The 18161-nt window shown below is 61.7% G+C and carries 18 protein-coding genes; 16 read left to right on the top strand and 2 right to left on the bottom strand.

The window, feature by feature from the left end:
- Window positions 1-76: 76 nt before the first annotated feature.
- The 4 genes from AB8A38_RS22330 (at window position 77) to AB8A38_RS22315 (ending at window position 4794) form a co-directional block, all read left to right on the top strand.
- Entirely contained in the window at window positions 77-1033 is a 957-nt protein-coding gene (locus tag AB8A38_RS22330) for a TAXI family TRAP transporter solute-binding subunit (RefSeq protein WP_439087431.1), read from the top strand.
- 40 nt (window positions 1034-1073) lie between these two features.
- On the top strand, window positions 1074-2045 hold the full coding sequence (locus AB8A38_RS22325; RefSeq protein WP_439087430.1) for a TAXI family TRAP transporter solute-binding subunit: 972 nt from the start codon (window positions 1074-1076) through the stop codon (window positions 2043-2045).
- 223 nt (window positions 2046-2268) lie between these two features.
- A complete protein-coding gene (locus AB8A38_RS22320; RefSeq protein WP_439087429.1) occupies window positions 2269-3516 on the top strand; it encodes an MFS transporter in 1248 nt (415 codons plus the stop codon).
- A gap of 276 nt (window positions 3517-3792) precedes the next feature.
- Complete coding sequence (locus tag AB8A38_RS22315) at window positions 3793-4794, top strand: Bug family tripartite tricarboxylate transporter substrate binding protein (protein ID WP_315844066.1); 1002 nt, start codon at window positions 3793-3795, stop codon at window positions 4792-4794.
- 1056 nt (window positions 4795-5850) lie between these two features.
- Here the strand turns inward: AB8A38_RS22315 and AB8A38_RS22310 are convergent.
- Complete coding sequence (locus tag AB8A38_RS22310; RefSeq protein WP_439087428.1) at window positions 5851-6318, bottom strand: hypothetical protein; 468 nt, start codon at window positions 6316-6318, stop codon at window positions 5851-5853.
- A gap of 209 nt (window positions 6319-6527) precedes the next feature.
- Here AB8A38_RS22310 and AB8A38_RS22305 point away from each other — a divergent pair, with 209 nt between their 5' ends.
- From AB8A38_RS22305 to AB8A38_RS22290, 4 genes are all read left to right on the top strand, one after another.
- Entirely contained in the window at window positions 6528-6830 is a 303-nt protein-coding gene (locus AB8A38_RS22305; RefSeq protein ID WP_176454733.1) for a hypothetical protein, read from the top strand.
- A 149-nt stretch (window positions 6831-6979) separates the two neighbouring features.
- Window positions 6980-8227: a bifunctional glutamate N-acetyltransferase/amino-acid acetyltransferase ArgJ gene (gene argJ / locus AB8A38_RS22300; RefSeq protein WP_315844068.1), complete on the top strand. Its 1248-nt coding sequence runs from the start codon at window positions 6980-6982 to the stop codon at window positions 8225-8227.
- Entirely contained in the window at window positions 8224-8751 is a 528-nt protein-coding gene (locus tag AB8A38_RS22295; protein ID WP_439087427.1) for an Ig-like domain-containing protein, read from the top strand. Before argJ ends, AB8A38_RS22295 begins: the two co-directional genes overlap by 4 nt.
- Entirely contained in the window at window positions 8748-9146 is a 399-nt protein-coding gene (locus AB8A38_RS22290) for a (deoxy)nucleoside triphosphate pyrophosphohydrolase (RefSeq protein ID WP_315844070.1), read from the top strand. Before AB8A38_RS22295 ends, AB8A38_RS22290 begins: the two co-directional genes overlap by 4 nt.
- On the opposite strand, the gene AB8A38_RS22285 is transcribed toward AB8A38_RS22290, so the two are convergent.
- Window positions 9143-9991: a methyltransferase domain-containing protein gene (locus AB8A38_RS22285; protein ID WP_439087426.1), complete on the bottom strand. Its 849-nt coding sequence runs from the start codon at window positions 9989-9991 to the stop codon at window positions 9143-9145. The two genes, AB8A38_RS22290 and AB8A38_RS22285, sit on opposite strands and share 4 nt — an antisense overlap.
- Before the next feature lie 197 nt (window positions 9992-10188).
- Here AB8A38_RS22285 and AB8A38_RS22280 point away from each other — a divergent pair, with 197 nt between their 5' ends.
- The 8 genes from AB8A38_RS22280 to AB8A38_RS22245 all read left to right on the top strand — a co-directional run bounded on the left by AB8A38_RS22280 (window position 10189) and on the right by AB8A38_RS22245 (window position 18157).
- Window positions 10189-10998, top strand: coding sequence for a ComF family protein (locus AB8A38_RS22280; protein ID WP_315844072.1), 810 nt, complete (start codon window positions 10189-10191; stop codon window positions 10996-10998).
- Between the two features lie 31 nt (window positions 10999-11029).
- Complete coding sequence (gene grxC / locus AB8A38_RS22275) at window positions 11030-11305, top strand: glutaredoxin 3 (protein ID WP_371422961.1); 276 nt, start codon at window positions 11030-11032, stop codon at window positions 11303-11305.
- Window positions 11302-12201 (top strand): carbon-nitrogen hydrolase family protein, encoded by a 900-nt coding sequence (locus AB8A38_RS22270; protein WP_093757467.1) that lies wholly within the window; start codon window positions 11302-11304, stop codon window positions 12199-12201. Before grxC ends, AB8A38_RS22270 begins: the two co-directional genes overlap by 4 nt.
- Window positions 12198-12656, top strand: coding sequence for a DUF1178 family protein (locus AB8A38_RS22265; protein WP_116660084.1), 459 nt, complete (start codon window positions 12198-12200; stop codon window positions 12654-12656). The genes AB8A38_RS22270 and AB8A38_RS22265 overlap by 4 nt, the downstream gene beginning before the upstream one ends.
- Before the next feature lie 353 nt (window positions 12657-13009).
- On the top strand, window positions 13010-14953 hold the full coding sequence (locus AB8A38_RS22260; protein ID WP_439087425.1) for a PrkA family serine protein kinase: 1944 nt from the start codon (window positions 13010-13012) through the stop codon (window positions 14951-14953).
- Between the two features lie 25 nt (window positions 14954-14978).
- On the top strand, window positions 14979-16250 hold the full coding sequence (locus AB8A38_RS22255) for a YeaH/YhbH family protein (protein WP_439088585.1): 1272 nt from the start codon (window positions 14979-14981) through the stop codon (window positions 16248-16250).
- Window positions 16247-17782 (top strand): SpoVR family protein, encoded by a 1536-nt coding sequence (locus AB8A38_RS22250; protein ID WP_315844077.1) that lies wholly within the window; start codon window positions 16247-16249, stop codon window positions 17780-17782. The genes AB8A38_RS22255 and AB8A38_RS22250 overlap by 4 nt, the downstream gene beginning before the upstream one ends.
- Before the next feature lie 99 nt (window positions 17783-17881).
- Entirely contained in the window at window positions 17882-18157 is a 276-nt protein-coding gene (locus AB8A38_RS22245; protein WP_315844078.1) for a metal/formaldehyde-sensitive transcriptional repressor, read from the top strand.
- Window positions 18158-18161 lie beyond the last annotated feature (4 nt).

Here is an 18161-nt window from a genome sequence, read left to right as displayed (position 1 = left end):
AACGAATAACGTCAAGTTATCGCATGACAGCGGACGCCGCAGATAAGCGGCGCCGCCGACTTCAGGGAGTGACGCGATGAGATGGACAGCTTTTAGCCTTGCACTGCTCGGCATCGCCTGCGCGGCGACCGGCGCGTCTGCGGAAGACAAGACCATCGCCATTGCGACCGGCGGGACCGGCGGCATCTTCTATCCGCTCGGCGGCGGTCTCGCGAACCTGTTGTCGAAGAAATTGCCGCATACCCAGGCCACCGGCGAAGTCACCGGCGGCAGCGTCGACAACATCAAGCTCTTGGAGACCGGCCAGGCCGATCTCGGTTTCATGACCGGCGACGTCGCATCCGACGCCGTAAAGGGCGAGAACAAATTCAAGAAGCCCGTTCCGCTGCGCACCATCGTCGCCGTCTATTCCAGCCCGGTGCATGTGGTGACCATCGCCGGCACGGGCATCGAGAAATTCGCCGATCTTAAAGGCAAGCGTATTTCCGGCGGCGCGCCGGGCAGCGCCACCGAGGCGCAGACCTTCCGCCTGCTCGAAGCCGCGGGCCTCGACAAGGACAAGGACGTCAAGCGCGAACGTCTGTCGGTGGCGGAATCCGCGTCCGCGCTCAAGGATCGCAAGATTGATGCCTTCTTCTGGGGCGGCGGCGTGCCGACTGCCGCGGTGGTCGACCTTGCCGCAACGCCGGGCGTCACCATCAAGCTGATCGACATCGATTATCTGTTAGAGCCGATCGTGAAGAAATACGGCCAGATCTTCGCGCCCAGCGTGATCAAGGCCGGCAGCTATCCGGGCCAGACCACCGACAGCCGTGGCTTCGCCGCCTGGAACCAGATCATGGCCACCGACAAGATGTCGGACGACACGGCCTATGCGATCACGAAGACGATCTTCGAGAACAAGGCCGATCTCGTCGCCGTCCACAAAGAGGCGGAGAACATCAATCTGGCCACGCAGACATCAGCGCAATCGCCGGCGCCCTATCATCCCGGCACGCTCAAATATCTCAAGGAAGTCGGCGCGGTGAAATAGTCACCGCGACATCACAGGAAAACCGGAGGAGAGGACAACCATGTTCAAGCGTTTCAGAAAGACATCGATTGCCGTGGCGCTGGTCGCGACGGCCGGCCTTGCCGGCGCGGCCATCGCGCAGCAGAAGACCATGGCGATTGGCACCGGCGGCACCGGCGGCGTGTATTATCCGCTCGGCGGCGCCATCGCCAATGTGCTGTCGAAGGCGCTGCCGAACACGCAGGCCACGGCGGAAGTCACCGGCGGCTCGGTCGATAACCTCAAGCTGATCGCCTCGGGCCAGAGCGAACTTGGCTTCAGCATGGCCGACGCCGCGCTGGACGCACTGAACGGCCAGGACAAGTTCAAGAGCGGCAAGGTCCCGCTGCAGACCTTGCTGGTGGTCTATCCGAACCGCATGCATATCGTGACCATCGAGGGCGCCGGCATCGAGAAGATGTCGGATCTCAAGGGCAAGCGTGTCTCGACGGGCTCGCCGGGCGGCGCCACCGAAGTGATGGCGTTCCGCGTCATCGAGGCCGCCGGTCTCGACAAGGACAAGGACATGAAGCGCGAGCGCCTCGGCGTCGCTGAGTCCGTCAACGCCATCAAGGACCGCAAGATCGACGCGTTCTTCTGGGTCGGCGGTGTACCGACCGCTGCCGTGACCGATCTCGCCGCCACGCCGGGCATGAAGATCAAGTTCGTCGACCATGCCGATCTCGCCGCCAAGATGAACGAGAAGTACGGCAAGCTGTATTCGCCCTCGACCATCAGCAAGAGCATCTATCCCGGCATGGACAAGGACAACGCCAATACCGAGGTCTGGAACATCATCGTCACGGGCAACAAGATGAGCGACGACGACGCCTACAACATCGTCAAGACGCTGGTGGAGAAGAAGGCCGACATCGTCGCCGTGCACAAGGAAGCCGAGAGCTTCTCGCTCGACAACCAGATACAGGAGCGTTCACCGGTGCCGTTCCATCCGGGCGCGCTGAAGTATTTCAAGGAGAAGGGCATCGGCAAGTAGAGCCGGCTTTACCAACCAGCCTTTGAGCCGCGACACGCAAGTGTCGCGGCTTCTGTTTGAGGGAGTAACAATCCACTCTCCTGTCATCTGCGCCTGATGCGCCGAAGGTGCACGCAGAGTGGGGACGACAGCCGATGGGACAGCGACCGCGTCGAATACCGCGGAACCGGATCAACCAACCGCCGTTGCCTGCCGGGCACCTCACGTGCCGTGAGGACCACGCGTGCACGACGCCGACAAGACTAAACACCCCCTCGACGCGCTGAACTTCTTTCTTGCCGATGTCCGCGATGGGCTCGGGCCCTATCTCGCGATCTATCTCCTCACGGTCCAGAAATGGGATGAAGCCTCGATCGGCGTGGTGATGTCGGTCGCAGCCCTCGCCGGGATTGTCGCACAGACGCCGGCCGGCGCCCTGATCGACAAGACCACGGCCAAGCGCGCTGCCGTAGTCATGGCCGCCGTCATCGTCACGCTCGGCTCGATCGTGCTGCCGCTCTATCCGGGCTTCCTGTTCGTCGCGACGACGCAGGCGCTCACCGGCGTCGCTGCCGCCATCTTCGCGCCGGCACTGGCCGCGATCACGCTCGGCATCGTCGGCCCCAGAGCCTTCGCCCGGCGTATCGGCCGCAACGAGGCCTTCAACCATGCCGGCAATGCGACGGCGGCAATGCTGGCCGGCGTCCTCGCCTATTCTTTCGGGCCCATCGTCGTGTTCTGGCTGATGGCGGCCATGGCCGCCGCGAGCATTATCGCGACGCTGACGATCCCCGCTGGCGCCATCGATCACCAGATGGCCCGCGGCCTCGGCGATCTCGACGATACCCACGATCACGATGCGGCCGAGCGGCCGTCCGGTTTTCAGGTGCTGCTGACCTGCAAGCCGCTCCTGATATTTGCCGCTGCCACCGTGCTGTTTCATTTCTCCAATGCGGCGATGCTGCCGCTGGTCGGCCAGAAACTCGCACTGGTGAACAGCGAGCTCGGCACCACGCTGATGTCGGTCTGCATCGTCGCGGCACAATTGGTGATGGTGCCGGTCGCCATGCTGGTCGGCCGCAAGGCCGATGTCTGGGGCCGCAAACCGATTTTTGCCTGCGCGCTCGCAGTGCTGGCCCTGCGCGGCGCGCTGTATCCGCTCTCGGACAATCCCTACTGGCTGGTCGGCGTGCAAACCCTCGACGGCATCGGCGCCGGAATCTTCGGCGCGATCTTTCCGCTTGTTGTCGCGGACCTCACTTACGGCACCGGCCACTTCAATATCAGCCAGGGCGCGATCGCGACGGCGGCGGGGCTGGGCGGCGCGCTCAGTACCGCGATTGCTGGCGTGATCGTGGTCAAGGCCGGCTACAGCGCTGCATTCCTGTCACTTGCCGGTTTGGCGGGCCTGGGCCTCATCCTGTTCGTCGTCGCCATGCCGGAGACGCGACCTTCCGACGCACGTCATCAGCCGTTAGTACCGAATGCTTAAGGATGGTATTGCATTGCGGTAGCAACTCGCAGTGCAGCATAGTACCATCCACCCAGTACGTTCCCATGCATTTTACCCATGGAACGCCTGATCGGGAGAAGCTGAAAGGACCTGCCGGTTGCGCAGATGAGTCGCAGGAGCGGACCGTCGGGTTCGTTGCCCCAGCCGTGCCGGTTCCCACTTGATGCCGGCCTCCCTTCATTGTCTTAAACACCCTCAATCAGATCGCGCGTCGCAGCCGCGCGGCCTGTCCGACATGCAAAAGGACTCTTCGAGATGTCATCATCGACCCGCTTCCCGTCCCGCCGCTCCGTGATCCTCGGCGGCGCGGCTGCCCTCGGCACCCTGCCGATCCTGTCGCGCCGCGCCAGCGCCGCAGAGTGGCCCACCAAGCCGGTGAAGTTCATCGTTCCGTTCGCGGCCGGCGGCACCACCGACATTCTGGCCCGCGTCGTCGCGCAGAAGATGTCCGAAGAGATGGGCCAGCAGTTCATCGTCGAGAACAAGGCCGGCGCCGGCGGCAACATCGCCGCTGATTTCGTCGCCAAAGCCGAAGGCGATGGCTACACCTTCCTGGTCGGCACGCCCGGCACCCATGCAATCAACAAGTTCGTGTTCAAGAACATGACCTATGATCCGGTCAAGGATCTGGCGTCGGTGATCGTGATCGCCAAGGTGCCGAACCTGTTCTCGGTGACCAATTCGCTGCCGGCCAAGAGCGTCAAGGAATTCATCGAACTCGCCAAGGCCAAGCCGGACGAATATTTCTACGGCACGCCGGGCCTCGGCTCGACCGCGCATCTGTCGACCGAACTGTTCAAATCGATGACCGGCGTGAAGCTGACCCATGTGCCTTACAAGGGCAGCGCCCCGGCACTGACCGACCTGATCGGCGGCCGCGTCCATGTGATGATCGACAACCTGCCGGCCGCGCAGCCTTTCGCGGAGAGCAACCAGATCCGTGCACTCGCCGTTTCCACCAGCAAGCGCTGGGAGCCAATGAAGGACATTCCGACCATCGCCGAAGCTGGCGTTCCCGGCTACGATGCCGCCTCCTGGTTCACCATCGCAGCCCCGGCCAAGACGCCGAAGGAGATCATCGCCAAGCTCAATGCCTCGACCGACAAGTTCATCAAGTCGGCCGATGGCACTGCCCGCCTGATCAAGCTCGGCGCCGATCCAACCGGCGGTTCGCCGGCCGACATGGATGCCTATGTGCAGTCTGAAATCGAAAAGTGGGGCAAGGTCGCCCAGTTCGCCGGCATCAAGCCGGAGTAAGCAGGAACGCAACGGGTCGGCACAGACAGTTCACGCCGCGCTGTCCATAGCAAGTTAATCGAAGGGCACGCGTCAATACGCGTGCCCTTCGGCATTTGGGGCTGGCGATTGCTCATCGCTGTCATTCCGGGGCGCACGAAGGCGGCAAAGCCGCTGTAGTGCGAACCCGGAATCTCGAAGTGCCTCGCGCTGAACATGTTGAGACTCCCCGCCAGTCCACGTGGAGTGGCTGAGGTTCGCGTGCGCGAAGGCGCGCCCGCGCCCCGGAATGACGAATTTGGGGCGGCAAGACATCCAACATTTTTTCCTATTCACCGTTGACAATATCCCCTTCTTGATTATATTCCCTTTTGTCCTGCCTCACCAAGAGGGGCGATCGCGATCGTCACGTTCGCGGGGTGGGATGCGGTGGACGCCGGAGATGCGGCGTTACGCGGTTCACGGGTGACGTCTGTCTTCGGGCAGGACGGATCTGCGCCAGCACTGCCACTGGCAAGGACACGGCCGGCCTTGAGATGGAAAGATCCCTGGACAGTGTGACGGACGACCAAGTCAAAACGCGTTCGGCTTACTCGCTTGAGGCACCCTGTCCCATTCGCCTTGGGACTGTAATTTTGGTGATCGGATCGTTCGCTATGGCAACGCGCAAGCAACCGAAAAAACACCGCAGGCGGAACGCTGGGCACTTGCTCGGCGCGTCCGAAAGTCCTGATGCATTTACTATTGCGGAAGACCGCATGGCATCAGGCCCAAGGGTGCAACGGGCACCCGGCGTTCCGCACGCCCTCTTGATGGAGGGGTGGAATGCGAAACACGACGGCGCCCCCGCGCCGCAAACAACAGGGGTGATGACGCATGTCTGAAGAGCCATGGCTGTTTGACAGTTGAATTGGAAATCACGTGACGCGCGCGCTCAAACCAAACGCCGTCATGCGCGGGCTTGTCTCGCGTATCCACGTCTTGGCGACAAAGGAAGGCGTGGATGGCCGGAACAAGTCCGGCCATGACGACCGAGAGCATCCTACGATAACTGCGCCGTGGGAAAAGAAAGACCGTCTACTCGAACTTCATGTCGATGCAGCGCGACACGTCCGAGCCGAGGCCCGAGGGAATCGTGACACAGCCACGAATTTTCTGCTGGGTGTTGTCGCTGACCCACATGGCAAAGCCGCCATTGCCGAAGAACGAATTGGTGTTCGGCGGCTCGGTCTCCGTGGCATCGAAGGAATAGCTAGAGTCAGTATCGAACACGCGCGGCTTCTTCACGCAGCCGCCGTCGCTCTGGACGTTGATGACTTCCTTGGCATCACGCGTCATCGATAGCGACACCGAGCAACGGAAATATTCCGAGGTTTTCGCATTGAACAGATAGGCATAAGAGCGGCAGGTCGCCGTACTCAGCTTGCCAGCGGCAAGCCCACGCCCGCAGGAGATGCGCTGGTTGTTGCTGAGCTTGAAATCATCCGCCGCAGCAAGACCAGGCGCAAATACCACCGCGCCAACAACCAGAAGACTTTTCACCATCGCTCGCATTGTCGAATCATCCCCATCGCCGAATTCATCGTGGACCGGCTTAGCCCGAATGCGAAAGATAGTCGCCAGACCGCGCTTGCGAAATAACAAACTCTGTCGCGACCGCATGTCGTATTGACGGGCCGTCACCGTTCGTGATTTGTTCAAGACAACCGCGCAGCCGCGATGTACTTTCAAAAACACGTTTCGGAGAATTTGGGATGACCGCTCGAGCCTTTACGATGCTGTGCGCCACGGCGCTGGTGACATCGGCCCTGGCCGGCCCTGCGCTTGCTCAGGCACCAACCCCCTGGGTGCTCTCGCCCGACATGGGCTACGGCTACGACGCGTCGGGCAAGACCTTCGCGTACAAGATGGGCACCAACAATGCCAAGTTTCTGCTGAAGGGCGCCAAGAAAGTGCCGAAGAACACGCTCTTCTTTATCGGCGAGAACGGCCAGCTCTATATGCGCAGCGGCCCGTTCCTCGAAGACGACGGCAAGTTCAAATTCGGCCCGGGCTAGTCCCGGTTTTCGGACAGGATCATGCGCGACCGGACGGGTGCCGCATGACGGAGACATGACATTGCTCCCTTCGCCATGAAGCCCTCTCCCACCACGGTGGCAGAGGTGATACAGAGCGCTTCATCTTTTTACGAAAGCTGAAAGCACTCATGGCCAAGCCGTCCCCCGTCTCCCCCCTCGCCCCGACCGACGTTCCCGAGATGCCCGCCATTGCAGGCGTGCGCCTCGCCACCGCCGCCGCCGGCATCCGCTACAAGGGCCGCACCGACGTGCTGCTCGCGGTGATGGACAAGGGCACGACGGCAGCGGGCGTGTTCACCAAGTCGAAGTGCCCGTCGGCTCCCGTGGAATGGTGCCGCGCCGTGTTGAAAAACGGCAAGGCGCAGGCGCTGGTGGTCAATTCCGGCAATGCCAATGCCTTCACCGGCAAGACCGGCAAGGCCTCGACCAAACTCACCGGCGACATCGCCTCCAAGGCCGTCGGCTGCAAGCCGAACGAGATCTTCCTGGCCTCGACCGGCGTGATCGGCGAGCCACTCGACGCCACCAAGTTCAACGGCGTGCTCGCCACACTGGCGGAAAGCGCCGGGCCGGACGGCTGGATGGACGCCGCCAAGGCGATCATGACCACCGACACTTTCCCGAAGGTCGCCACCGCCACCGTGAAACTCGGCAAGGCCAAGGTCACCATCAACGGCATGGCCAAGGGCGCGGGCATGATCGCGCCGGACATGGCGACGATGCTGTCCTTCATCTTCACGGATGCGCCGATCAGCGCACCCGCATTGCAGGCACTGCTGAAGGCCGGTGTGGAAGATTCGTTCAACGCGGTGACCATCGACGGTGACACCTCGACCTCGGACACTCTGCTGATGTTCGCGACCGGCGCCGCAGCCGCGCAGGGCGCACCGAAGATCACCAAGGCCAGCGATATCAGGCTGAAGCCCTTCGTGAAGGCGCTGAACGTCATTCTCAACGACCTCGCCGAACAGGTCGCACGCGACGGCGAAGGCGCGCGCAAGCTGGTGGAAGTCGTCGTCGAAGGTGCGACGACCAAGGCTTCGGCGCGGAAGATCGCCATGTCGATCGCCAATTCGCCGCTGGTGAAAACGGCAATCGCCGGCGAAGACGCCAATTGGGGCCGCGTGGTCATGGCTGTCGGCAAGGCCGGCGAGCCCGCCAATCGCGACAAGCTCTCGATCTCCTTCAACGGCATCCGCGTCGCCAAACTGGGCGCACGCGATCCGTCCTATGACGAGACCGAAGTGTCCAACGCGATGAAGAATCCGAAGGTGCAGATCAAGGTCACCCTCGGCCTCGGCAAGGGCCGCGACCGCGTGCTCACCTGCGACCTCACCAAGGAATATGTCGCCATCAACGGTGACTATCGGTCGTGAGACTCCTCACGGTCGTCGCATGGGCTTTGATCCTGTCGTCTGGCCAAGGCCAGGCGCAGGAGACCATGACCGACCGGGAGCAGATGCTAACCCGCAGCACCAAGGCGGGTCAGGAAGTTGGCATCGGCTTTGCGGTGCGCTGGAACAAGAATTGCGAACCAGTGCTGCCGCGGCTTTCCATCGTCACGCCGCCAAGCCATGGCAGCCTGTGCGGCAGGACGATCACGGTCACGATACGCAAAAATCTCGTCACCGACGATCAGACCTGTGTCGGGCGACGCACGCGAGCGCTCCAAGTGATCTACACACCCCGCGCCGACTTCTCCGGGCCGGATACGGTGGACTATATGATCGACTGGCGGCGCTTTCGTACCAGGACACATGTCGATATTCAGATCGCTCCGGCGACCGAGCCACTGGCGAAGCCCACCAATATCGAGACTGCTCCGGGAAAGCCGGGCGATATGATCGTTCCTTGCGCGCCGCTGATGTCGGCGGCGCCCAACTATCGCGAGACCATATGAAACTCGTTCTCGTCGTCGCCTGCGCATTGATCGATCCCGACGGCCGCGTGCTGATCGCGCAGCGGCCGGAAGGCAAGGCGCTGGCCGGCCTGTGGGAATTTCCCGGTGGCAAGCTGGAGCCCGGCGAACGCCCGGAAGCGGCGCTGATCCGCGAGCTCGATGAAGAACTCGGGATCTCCGTGAAGGAAGCCTGCCTTGCGCCGCTGACCTTCGCCAGCCATGCCTATGAGGATTTCCACCTGTTGATGCCGCTCTATATCTGCCGGCGCTGGGAAGGCCTCGCGATCTCCAGGGAAGGCCAGAACCTCGCCTGGGTGCGGCCGAACAAGCTACGCGACTATCCGATGCCGGCTGCGGATATCCCGCTGATCCCGCATCTGATCGATCTGCTCTAGGGCTTCAGCCGCTTCACCGCGTCGGCAAGACTTGCCTTCGCCGAACCCGGCTTCAGCGGCTTCTGCTGGCTCTCATGCGGCGCCCAGCCGGAGAGCCAGATGATGTCGAACGTCGCGCGGACGCGGCCGTCCGGATCGGCGAAACGCTCGCTGTAGATCTGCGCCATACGCAGCAGGGTCGCGCGGCGGAGCGGCGCCCGGCGGCGCTCGACCAGTACATTGGTGGCGCCCATCCTGCGCAGATCCTGCATCAGACCGAAGGCGCTGTCGTAGCGCACCACGACGCGATCGACATCGGTCACCGGCAGCGCAAATCCCGCGCGCTGCAACAATGCGCCGACATCGCGCAGATCGGCCATTGGTGCGACGCGCGGCGAGATGCCGCCTTCGCGTTCGGCTTCCGCCGCGGCGAAGGACTGCCGCAGCTCGGTCAGCGTGTCGCCGCCGAGCATTGCGGCCAGCAGCAGACCATCAGGCTTCAGCGCGCGGCGGATCTGCGCCATGACGCCGGGCAGATCGTTAACGAAGTGCAGCCCGAGCGCGGAGATGACGAGATCGAGCGACGCCGGCGCGAGATTGAGACCATCGCTTTCGACGTCGGGCACGTCGGCATGTGTGAGATGGCCGACACGCCCGGCCACGACGTCATGCAGACGGTTGCCCGGCGTCGCGACGTCAGCGGCATTGTCGAACTGGCGCAGCACCGCCTGCAATCGCTCGTCCATGTCGGCGATGACACGATCCAGCAGGAAATTCTCGGCGCCCAGCCGCGATGCACGCGCCTGCCGCGCTCGCAGCAGAGCGCGATCGAACAGAATAGGTGCGGCATTCGGGGTCTGAGCCATGCGGCTTGGTACGCCGAAGACAAGGGATCTGGCAATCCGTACACTTAGTCCCTCATGGTGAGGAGGCGCATTTGCGCCGTCTCGAACCATGAACTCGCCTGGCTCCATCCTTCGAGACGCGGCCAAGTTGCCGCTCCTCAGGATGAGGCCTGAGATTGTTGCTTGAGAGTCATCAAGGCCCGCTCTAGCCTTCAACCATGGACGCAGAGGCGACAGTGTCATGGTCCCTCCCCGCGCAATTGCGCGGCGCGCTGAGGCTTTGCCGGTCTGCATGGACGCAAACCGCCCGTCTTGCGCTCGACATCGCGCTGCCGACGCTCTGTGTCGCCTGCCGGGAACCCGTCGCCGACGAAGGGGTCTGCGCGGCCTGCTGGGGCAAGCTGTCCTTCATCGCGCCGCCGTTCTGCAGCCGGCTCGGCATCCCCTTCGTCTACGATCCCGGCCCGGGCATCCTGTCGATGCAGGCGATTGCCGATCCACCTGCGTATCAGCGCGCCCGCGCAGCTGTGCGCTATGACGATGTCGCCCGCACGCTGGTGCATCAGTTGAAATATCATGACCGGACAGACCTCGCGCCAATCATGGGTCGCTGGATGGCACGTGCGGGGAAGGAATTGCTAGCGGATGCCGATATTCTGGTGCCGGTGCCGCTGCATTGGCGGCGCGGCTTCAGCCGGCGCTTCAACCAGTCCGGCGCGCTGGCACGGGCAATCGGCCGGCAGAGCGGCGTTGCTATATCCCGCGACGCCTTGCGGCGAATACGCCCGACCGAACACCAGATCGGCCTTTCGCGCACCGAGCGCGCCAGTAATGTCCAAGGCGCCTTCAAGGTCCCGCCTGAACGCCGGGCTGAAATCCAGGGCCGCCGCGTCATTCTGGTCGACGACGTGCTGACCTCGGGTGCCACGACGGACGCCTGCGCACGGGCGCTGCTGCGCGCCAAAGCCGCCCAGGTCGACGTGTTGGTCTTTGCGCGGGTTGTGGAGGCCCACAAGGTCCCCATATAATCAGACACTTCCCTGCGAACCGGAGCACCAGATGGCCGCCGCGATTGAAATCTACACCCGCCCCGGCTGCGGCTATTGCAGCGCCGCGATCTCGCTGCTCCAGCGCAAGAAAGCTGCATTCACCCATTTCGACACCGCGACCGATCCGAACCTGCGCCAGGAAATGTTCGACCGTACCTACCCCGGCGCCACCTTCCCGCAGATCTTCATCGGCGGCACCCTGATCGGCGGCTGTGACGATCTCTATGCATTGGACCGCGAAGGCAAATTTGACGCCATGATCGCAGGCGAGAAGGCCACCTCATGAGCCAGACATCCCCGACGTCCGAGCCCCAGACCTTCACCGCCGCCATGGTGCAGATGCGCACCGGCCTGCTGCCGGAGCCGAGCCTCGAACAGGGCCGGCATCTGATCCGCGAAGCCGCGCTCGCCGGCGCCGACTATGTGCTCACGCCGGAAGTGAGCAACATGATGCAGCTCAACCGCACGGCGCTGTTCGAACATCTGCGTCCGGAGGAAGACGACCTCTCGCTGAAGGCCTATCGCGCGCTCGCCGCGGAGCTGAAGATCTACCTGCATATCGGATCGCTGGCCGTGCTGGCCAATCCGGAACGCGCCGCCAATCGCTCGTTCCTGATCGGACCGGACGGCAATGTCCTGGCGAGCTACGACAAGATTCATATGTTCGACATCGACCTGCCGAACGGCGAGAGCTATCGCGAATCCGCGAATTATCAGCCGGGCGAGACCGCCGTTATCTCCGATCTCCCCTGGGGTCGCATCGGCCTGACCATCTGCTACGACGTCCGCTTCCCGGCGCTGTACCGCGCATTAGCTGAAAGCGGCGCGTCGTTCCTCACCGTGCCGTCGGCTTTTACCCAGAAGACCGGCGAAGCCCATTGGCACACGCTGCTGCGCGCCCGTGCCATCGAGACCGGCTGCTTCGTTTTTGCGGCGGCCCAGGGCGGCGTGCATGAGAACAAGCGTGCGACCTATGGACACTCGCTGATCATCGACCCGTGGGGCGTGGTTCTGGCCGAAGCGACCGGCATCGAGCCGGGCTTCATTCTGGCCAAGATCGATCCTGCGAAGGTGACGGAAGCGCGCAAGACCGTGCCGTCCCTGCAGCACGGCCGCCGTTTCAGCGTCAGCGATCCCAAATCGGGCCCAGACTATCTGCACCTTGTCCGGCAAGCGACATGATCCGTTACGACCTACGCTGCGAGAAGGGCCATGCTTTCGAAAGCTGGTTCCAGAGTTCCGGCGCCTATGACTCCCAAGTGAAACGCAAGCTAGTGAATTGCCCGAATTGCGGATCGGTGAAAGTCGAAAAGGCCATTATGGCCCCGCGCATCGTGGGCAAGAGCAAAAATCGCCCGGCACCCGCCCCTGACGCCGGTTCCGAGACCACCGCCCCGCTGATGATGGCGCCGCAGGAGGCCGAACTGCGCGCCAAGCTGAAAGAACTGCGCGATCACGTCACCAAAAACGCGGACAATGTCGGTGAAAGCTTCCCGACCGAAGCCCGCAAGATGCATTATGGCGACATCGAACACCGTCCGATCTACGGCGAAGCGACGCCGGATGAGGCACGGTCGCTGATCGACGAAGGTATCGAGGTGACTCCGCTGCCCGTCCTTCCCGGCGATCGGAACTGAGCGCAACCTCCGCTCACCGACACGCTTGTGCGCGTTTCGACTCATCCAAACTGCGCCGTCGGTACATGACTCCGAAAGCTTTAAAACATACGGCAGCTTTGTGGCGTTCGAGTCACAGCCGTGCACAATCGCTTTGTTAGCCCTTGAGACATGCCAAAACTCGCCTAACTTATAAGCAAGTGCCTGAATATGAGTCGCGCGTTGCACTCAGATCGCATTGCGCGATTTCGGACCTGGATGTGTCCTGAAGGCTATAGTGCTGATGTTGAGTCGCGATCGGGAAGACGCGTTCCGTTACCACCTTAGGAGCATCGCGACCAACAGGACGGCCGACCAGCAAGGAGAGAGGGATCATGTACAACGATTCTCTGTTCAATGCGTTCGCTAGAAGTTACGAAGCCCGAAGTGAGACGGACATGTCGATGTCCGAGTATCTGGAATCCTGCAGAGGGGACCCGATGCGATATGCGAACGCGGCGGAACGCCTACTGGCGGCGATCGGCGAGCCTCAAATGATAGACACGGCCAAGGATCCACGCCTTGGCCGTATTTTTTTGAATCGTACCATCCGTAGCTATCCAGCCTTTGCCGGCTTTCACGGCATGGAAGATACGATCGAACGCATTGTCGCCTTCTTCCGCCATGCGGCGCAGGGCCTCGAAGAGCGCAAGCAGATTCTCTATCTGCTCGGCCCGGTCGGCGGCGGCAAATCATCGCTTGCCGAGCGCCTCAAGGCCTTGATGGAAGTCCATCCCATTTATGTGTTGAAAGCCGGCGACGAACTCTCTCCGGTTTATGAAAGCCCGCTCAGCCTGTTCGATCCGGACACACTCGGCCCGATGATCGAAGAGAAATACGGCATTCCACGCCGACGCCTTACGGGCCTCATGAGTCCGTGGTGCTACAAGCGGCTCGAAGCTTTCGGCGGCGACATCTCGCAATTCCGCGTCGCCCGCATCCAGCCGTCGCGATTGCGCCAGATCGCCATCGCCAAGACTGAACCCGGCGATGAGAACAACCAGGACATCTCCTCGCTGGTCGGCAAGGTGGATATCCGCAAGCTCGAGATCTTCGCCCAGAACGATCCCGACGCCTACAGCTATTCCGGCGGCCTCAATCGCTCCAATCAGGGCGTGCTTGAATTCGTCGAAATGTTCAAGGCGCCGATCAAGATGCTGCATCCGCTGCTGACGGCGACGCAGGAAGGCAACTATATCGGCACCGAAAATATCGGCGCAATCCCGTTCACTGGCGTGATTCTCGCCCACTCCAACGAGTCCGAGTGGCAGAGTTTCAAAGCCAACAAGAATAATGAAGCCTTCATCGATCGTATCTGCGTCATCAAGGTGCCGTACTGCCTGCGCGTCACCGAAGAACAGAAGATCTATGAGAAGCTCATTCAGGGTTCCGAACTCGCCACCGCACCTTGCGCACCGGCGACGCTGGAAACCCTGGCGCGCTTCTCCGTGATGTCGCGGCTGCGCAAGCACGAAAACTCGACCACCTTCGCCAAGATGCGGGTCTATGACGGCGAAAGCCTGAAAGAGTCGGATCCGAAGGCCCGCAGCGTTCAGGAATACAAGGACGCCGCCGGTGTTGATGAAGGCATGGACGGTGCCTCGACGCGCTTCGCGTTCAAAGTTCTGGCCGCGACCTACAATCACGACACGTCGGAGATTGGGGCGGATCCCGTGCACCTGATGTATACGCTGGAGCAGGCGATCCGCAGGGAGCAGATGCCTGATGAAGTCGAAAAACGTTATCTCGAATTCATCAAGGCCGAGCTGGTGCCGCGTTATGCGGAGTTCATCGGTCACGAAATCCAGAAAGCCTATCTGGAATCCTATTCGGACTACGGCCAGAACCTGTTCGATCGTTACGTCGACTATGCCGATGCCTGGATCGAGGATCAGGACTTCAAGGATCCTGACACCGGACAATTGCTCGATCGCGAATTGCTCAATCAGGAACTGAGCAAGATCGAAAAGCCGGCCGGAATCGCCAACCCCAAGGACTTCCGCAACGAAGTCGTGAAGTTCTCACTTCGCTCGCGGGCACAGCACGGTGGAAAGAATCCGACCTGGACGAGTTATGAGAAGATCAGGGAAGTCATTGAAAAGCGCATCTTCTCTCAAGTTGAAGATCTGCTTCCGGTGATCTCCTTCGGATCGAAGAAGGACGGCGAGACCGAGAAAAAACACGACGACTTCGTCGCGCGGATGGTCGATCGCGGCTACACCGAGCGCCAGGTTCGCCGTCTCGTCGAATGGTATATGCGCGTGAAACAGGCCGGCTGACGCAAGGAGCCAACATAACGTGGCCATGCATATCGTCGATAGACGCCTGAACCCGAGCAGTAAGAGTCTTGAGAACCGCCAGCGGTTCTTGCGACGCGCGAAAGCTCTGGTTCAGGGAGCCGTCAAGAAAGCCTCCCAGGACCGCGACATCAAAGACGTCCTGGAAGGCGGCGAAGTATCCATCCCGCTCGACGGGATGAACGAGCCCCGCTTCTATCGCGAAGGCGGAATTCGCGACCGGGTGTTGCCCGGCAACGTGAAATTTGTGGAAGGTGATTACCTTCAGCGGCCGCAATCGAAGAGCGGCAGATCGAACGATGCCGGCGAAGGCGACGGCGAGGATGCATTCCGGTTTGTGCTCAGCCGGGAGGAGTTCGTCGACATTTTCCTCGACGATCTGGAACTGCCGGATCTTTCCAAGCGCAAGCTGGCCGAAGTCGAAAACGAGGGCCTGCGCCGCGCCGGATATACGACGTCCGGCTCGCCCGCGAATATCTCGGTCAGCCGCACCGTGCGCTTGGCCATGGCACGACGGGTTGCACTGCAGCGACCCCGACCCGAGGCCATTGCACAGCTGGAAGCTGAACTGGAGCATTGCAGTGACGAGCGCCGCCCCGAATTGCTGGCAGAGATCACGCGGCTGAAATCCAAGATGCAGCGGATTCCGTTCATCGATCCCATCGACATCCGCTATCGCCGCTTCGAAACCATGCCGAAGCCCGTGGCACAGGCCGTCATGTTCTGCCTGATGGACGTCTCCGGTTCGATGTCCGAGCACATGAAGGATCTCGCCAAGCGGTTCTATATGCTGCTCTACGTCTTCCTCACGCGTCGCTATCGCAAGGTCGAGATCGTCTTCATCCGTCACACCGACCGCGCCGAGGAAGTCGACGAGCAGACCTTCTTCCATGGCCCCGCGTCGGGCGGCACGCTGGTGTCCAGCGCACTGCAGGCCATGCATGAGATCGTCCAGTCACGCTATCGCCCCGCCGACTGGAATATCTATGCCGCACAGGCCTCGGACGGCGACAACTCCTATGCCGACGGCGATCTCTCCGGTCGCCTGCTCAAGGACATGATCCTGCCGGTGACGCAGTTCTTCGCCTATCTGGAAGTAGGCGAATCCGGCAGCCATCCGTTCGAAATGTCGGAATCCTCACTGTGGACGCTGTATCAGCGGCTGCGCGCGGAAGGCGCGCCGCTGTCGATGCGCAAGGTCAACGACCGCAGCGAGATTTTCCCGGTGTTCCACGACCTGTTTCAGCGTCGCCAAGCCAAGGAGAGGGTGGCTCCATGACAGACCGTCTCTATGAAGGTGCCGACTGGGACTTTGTCACATTGCAACGCATCCACGATGCCTGCGAGGAGATCGCCGAAAAGGAGCTCGGCCTCAACGTCTACCCGAACCAGATCGAAGTCATCACCGCCGAACAGATGCTGGACGCCTACTCGTCCGTAGGCATGCCGCTGTATTACAAGCACTGGTCGTTCGGCAAACAATTCGCCCATCAGGAAGCGTCCTATCGCAAGGGCCTGATGGGCCTGGCCTATGAAATCGTCATCAACTCGTCGCCATGCATTTCCTACCTGATGGAGGAAAACACGGCGACGATGCAGACGCTGGTGATTGCCCACGCCGCTTTCGGCCACAATCACTTCTTCAAGAACAATTATTTGTTCAAGCAGTGGACCGACGCCGACGGCATTCTCGACTATCTCGATTTTGCCAAGGGCTATGTAGCGCAGTGCGAGGAAAAGCACGGCCGCGCAGCGGTGGAGCAGACACTCGACGCCGCGCACGCGCTGATGTCACACGGCGTCGATCGCTATCCCGGTAAGAAATCGCTGGATTTGCGGGCCGAGGAAAAACGCGCCAAAGAACGCCGCAATCACGAAGAAACTTCGTTCAACGATCTATGGCGCACGGTGCCGACGGGGCGGACGAAGAGTGCTTCACTGCTCAGCGCGGAGCGACGACGCGCTCTGCTCGGCCTCCCGCAGGAAAACCTGCTGTACTTTCTGGAGAAATCCGCACCGCGCCTGAAAATCTGGCAGCGCGAACTCATCCGCATCGTTCGGCACATCTCGCAATACTTCTACCCGCAAGGTCAGACCAAGGTGATGAACGAAGGCACGGCCACTTTCGTGCACTATCGCATCATGAGCCGGCTGCATCAGACCGGACAGATCTCGGACGGCAACTTCCTGGAATTCCTGCAGTCGCACACCAATGTCGTGTTCCAGCCGAATTACGACGACCGGCGCTTCTCGGGCTTCAACCCCTATGCGCTCGGCTTCGCAATGATGCAGGACATCGAAAAAATCGTCACGGATCCGACCGACGAGGACCGCGCGTGGTTTCCCGATATCGCGGGCAAAGGCGATGCGATGGCCGTCCTGCGCGATATCTGGGCGAACTACCGCGACGAGAGCTTCGTCAGCCAGTTCCTTAGCCCCCGACTGATGCGCCACATGCGGATGTTCCACCTACATGACGATCCGGCCGTGTCGGAAGGCATCCGCGTCGACGCCATCCATGACGAGCGCGGCTATCGTCGCGTCCGACGTGTGCTGGCCCGTCAGTACGATGTCGGCCTGATCGATGCGAATATCGAAGTGGTGGACGTCGATCTCGCCGGTGATCGCCGGTTGATGCTGAAGCATTCGGTGCTCAATGGCGCCCTGCTTAATGAGCCCGATGCGAAACGGGTGCTGCAGCATCTCGCCGATCTCTGGAGCTACGACGTCTCGCTTGCCGAGGTCGATGCCTCCGGCCTGGTGCTCAAGGAACACGTCGCCCATCCTCGCGTGATGGCCGCGGCCGCCTGATCGATCCCTCTCCGTCTCCTCCCGCAAACTCCTCCCCTGCCCGGCTTTTTGCCGGGCGGGACTTTCGCTTGGACGAAATATAGGGTAGGGGCCTATCCTATGTCACATCTCACCGCTAACAAGACCAAACTGCTTGCCCGTGTTCGCCGCCTCGCCGGCCAGATGGCCGCCATTGAGAAGGCCATTACGAAGGACGCCGACTGCGCCACGATCCTGCATCAGGTCGCAGGCGTGCGCGGCTCCGTGAGCGGGCTGATGGATGAACTGATCGAGGACCATGTCCGCGAGCATGTCGCCCATCCCGGTCTCAGCGCCGACGACCGGGCGGCCGGCGCCGAAGAACTCATCGCCGCCATCCGGCGCTACGCGAAATAAGGAC

It is taken from the genome of Tardiphaga sp. 839_C3_N1_4, assembly GCF_051811045.1.
Lineage (GTDB): Bacteria > Pseudomonadota > Alphaproteobacteria > Rhizobiales > Xanthobacteraceae > Tardiphaga.
This window is presented reverse-complemented; position numbering and strand designations above follow the sequence as displayed.